Here is a 3,248-nt window from a genome sequence, read left to right as displayed (position 1 = left end):
CGCTTTCCGCCACCGCCAGCCCCGGCAAACCCGAAGGAACATCCTGTGTGTTCAGGCTGCGGTCGAAAACGCCGAACAGAATGTTTTTTTCATTGAATACCTGGTCAATACGAATGTCATAGGAGTTGGTGCTGATGGTCTTCTTTGGAGTCCAGAAGAAGTTATTTTGCAGCCCTGGCTGGGTGGGCGCGGGATAAACGCCGAGCAGCTTGACCGCGTTCTGGTCGAGCCGTCCGGACGGAATAATGTTGAGCTGCGCCGTATCCCCGACAAAGCTGGTCTTGCCCGCCAGGCTCCCGGTATAGAACGGATCGCGGATATAGGCTCCCGGCGCGCCCGACAGTCCGGTGATTGGATCCACCCCGCCCGCCGGGATTTGCCGTGTAGACGCCGGATCAAAAATGGTTCCATGCGGGAACGTGCGGCCCAAAGCATCCGTTGCCGTACCGCTGTTGCCGGTGATCAGGTCCTGCAGGTTGGTAAAGCCGCTGTTGATCATGCTCTGCGTGGGTACGGTGCTGGTGGCCGGAGAGGGCAGAACGTAGCGTCCGCCCTGGTAATCACCAAAGAAAAAGGTTTTGTCCTTGATAATCGGGCCGCCCAACGTGAAGCCGAAGAGATTCTGGCGATACTCCGGTCTCGCGGTCCCGTTGTGATTGTTGAACCATGGATTCGCGTTGAAGGCATCATTCCGCAGGTATTCCCAAACATTGCCGTGGAGCTGATTGGTTCCGGACTTGATCGCCGCATTGACGACTGCGCCGGTCGAGTGCCCGAATTCAGCATTGAAATCGCCGGTCTGCAACTTGAACTCCTGAATGGCGTCGGGCGGCGGCGTAATTGCCGCGTTGCTGTTCACAGAAGAACCGCCATACATCTCAATGTTGTCGTTGATGCCGTTCAACCGAAAATCATTCTGCCAGAGATTGACGCCATTCACCGAGAAGAACGCGCTCACTGACGAGCCGGAGTCGCCGCTCGGCTGGCCCACGGGCGCGGTGGTCACGCCAGCGGAAAGTTGCGCCAGCGAAGCCCAGTTGCGCGTTTGCAGCGGAAGGTCATTCACCGCCTGGGTGTCGATCGTCTGGCCAATTGCCGCACTTTCAGATTGCAGCAGCGGAGTCGCGGCCGTGACCGTCACCTGCTGAGATATCGTCCCAGTCGCAAGGTGAACGTCCTCGGTGAAAGCCTGCTGCACGTGAATTTGCAAACCGTCTGCAATAAACGTCTGGAACCCTGGAGCTTCCGCGCGGAGGCTGTAGGTGCCCGGACGAACACCAGAGAAACTGTAGGTGCCGGTGCTTGTTGATTTCATGCTCTGCGCCGCGTTGGTCCCGGTGTTCGTTAGCGTAACCGTAGCGCCCGGAACAATCGCACCCGAAGGGTCAAACACCGTGCCGGTAATCCGGCCTGTGTCGAGCTGCGCGAAAACCGTGGTGGCACAAAGCGTGGTGATGAGAAATAGAGAAGCCAGAATGGTTCTCATGCTGTGAATCTGCCTCATGTACGACCTCCAAGTTTGTGTCTTGCTCGTTCAACTGCAAAGACCGCCTGCGCAACAACTTTGCCGCGCGGCGCTTTTATCGAGCGCGCCTGAACGGCTTCTACAGGATGCGACGAGATTACGTTACCGCTAACGAAAAAATCAAGCGGAAATGTGGGCCGCCGGGCAAATATTCGGTGAATTTCTTCCCGGCCGTCTTCCGGCTTCGCTTTTTATGACTCTGTCTGTCGCACGTTTTGTATACTGCAAGCGCCGCAAAAGAGAATGCATCGCCATGGCTGTTCGGCTGAAAGATATCGCGCGAGACCTGGGCGTCTCACTCATCACCGTGTCCAAAGCCATGCGCGGCATGGGCGACATTAGCGAGGAGACCCGGCGGCGCGTCCTCAAGCGCGTGGCCGAACTGGACTACCGGCCCAATATGCTGGCCCGCGGCCTGGCCAGCGGAAAAACGTTCATCGCCGGGCTGGTGGTGCCTGACCTTCTGCATCCGTTTTTCGCCGAATTCGCGAAATCGCTGAACGGAGCACTGCGGCAGAGCGGCTACGGGTTGATTCTTGCATCATCTGAAGAGGATCCGAAAATTGAACGGGAGGAGATTCGCACCGTGCTGGCACGCGGCGTGGACGCTCTGCTGATCGCCTCCTGTCAGCCCACGCTTCAGGGTTTTTACGGCGCGGAAGATCAGCGGACCCCTTTTATTTTGGTCGACCGCGACTTCCCTCACCTGCGCGCGCATTTTGTGGGAACAGACGATTATGCCGCTGGACTGATGGCCACGCAACATCTGCTGGGCACAGGCAAGCGCCGGGTTGCGCACATCGCCGGGCCCGACTTTACTTCCGGCGCCGACCGCCGGCGGGGCTACATCGACGCGCTCAGGGAGTATAGGCTGCCGGTGCGCGCGCAATCCATCATCGACAACCCGCGTGTGGAGGAGACTGGGGAGGAAGTGGGCTATCAAGGGATGCGTCAGTTGCTGCGGGCCAGGACGCGCCCCGACGCCGTGTTCTGCTACAACGACCTCATCGCAATCGGCGCAATTCAGGCGACGCTCGAAGCCGGGCTTTCGATTCCAGGCGACATTGCGTTTATCGGCTGCGGAAACGTGCGCTACTCCGACTATCTGCGTGTGCCGCTGTCTTCGATTGACCAGTCGACCAGTTTACTCGGGGAACATGCGGGCAAGCTCACACTGGACCTGGTGAAGAATCCCGCTACCACTCCAACGCAGATTCGCATCAAGCCTCAGCTCGTCATTCGCGCCTCATCCGCGGGTCCGGCGAGATCGCGCGCCAGAACCCGGGCAAAGGCTAACTCATGATTCAAAGGCCCGGCTTAATGCAGAAAGACCAGAAGTGCGATGCCCAGCATCAAAACTACCAGGGGAATCCAGAAATGGCTGTCGGTAAGTATCGCTTTGATCAATTCAGCTCCATGCGGTAGTTCGCCTACCCCGGCAATGTACCGCGTTGGAGTAGACAGAGTAAAGGCGGGCTTTTCACCGAAATAGGGGCTTGCGAGTGACAACTCCGGTATGGTAAACGTTAGCGGTACCGTTCCCTTTAACCTCGCTTTAACGAAAAGGAGGCGCACCATGAATGCGCTCAGTCAATTGACAGAACAGCCGTTGGAGCACATCGACCAGTGGGATGATTTTATCGCCGGCAGGTACCGCGAGGGGAAGGACGCCTCGGAGTTTCGGAATTACGACGAGAACGTGAATCCTGGCGTCGCGGAATTT

The 3,248-nt window shown here is 58.0% G+C and carries 2 protein-coding genes; one reads left to right on the top strand and one right to left on the bottom strand.

Going from position 1 to position 3,248, the window contains the following annotated elements; all coding sequences use genetic code 11:
- Positions 1-1,486: carboxypeptidase-like regulatory domain-containing protein (locus VN887_13550; protein HXT41030.1), on the bottom strand; the 1,486-nt coding region annotated here is incomplete at its 3' end.
- A 292-nt stretch (positions 1,487-1,778) separates the two neighbouring features.
- Here VN887_13550 and VN887_13545 point away from each other — a divergent pair.
- The gene (locus tag VN887_13545; GenBank protein HXT41029.1) at positions 1,779-2,828 is read left to right on the top strand and encodes a LacI family DNA-binding transcriptional regulator; all 1,050 of its coding nucleotides are present in this window, start codon (positions 1,779-1,781) and stop codon (positions 2,826-2,828) included.
- The last annotated feature ends 420 nt before the right edge of the window (positions 2,829-3,248 follow it).

It is taken from the genome of Candidatus Angelobacter sp., assembly GCA_035607015.1.
Taxonomy (GTDB): domain Bacteria; phylum Verrucomicrobiota; class Verrucomicrobiia; order Limisphaerales; family AV2; genus AV2.
The sequence above is the reverse complement of the archived record's forward strand: the minus strand, read 5'-3'. Positions and strand labels throughout refer to the sequence as shown.

Bases quoted from the DNA above. Each gene is read 5' to 3' on its own strand.
- VN887_13545 (HXT41029.1), top strand. From the start codon at position 1,779: ATGGCTGTTCGGCTGAAAGATATCGCGCGAGACCTGGGCGTCTCACTC.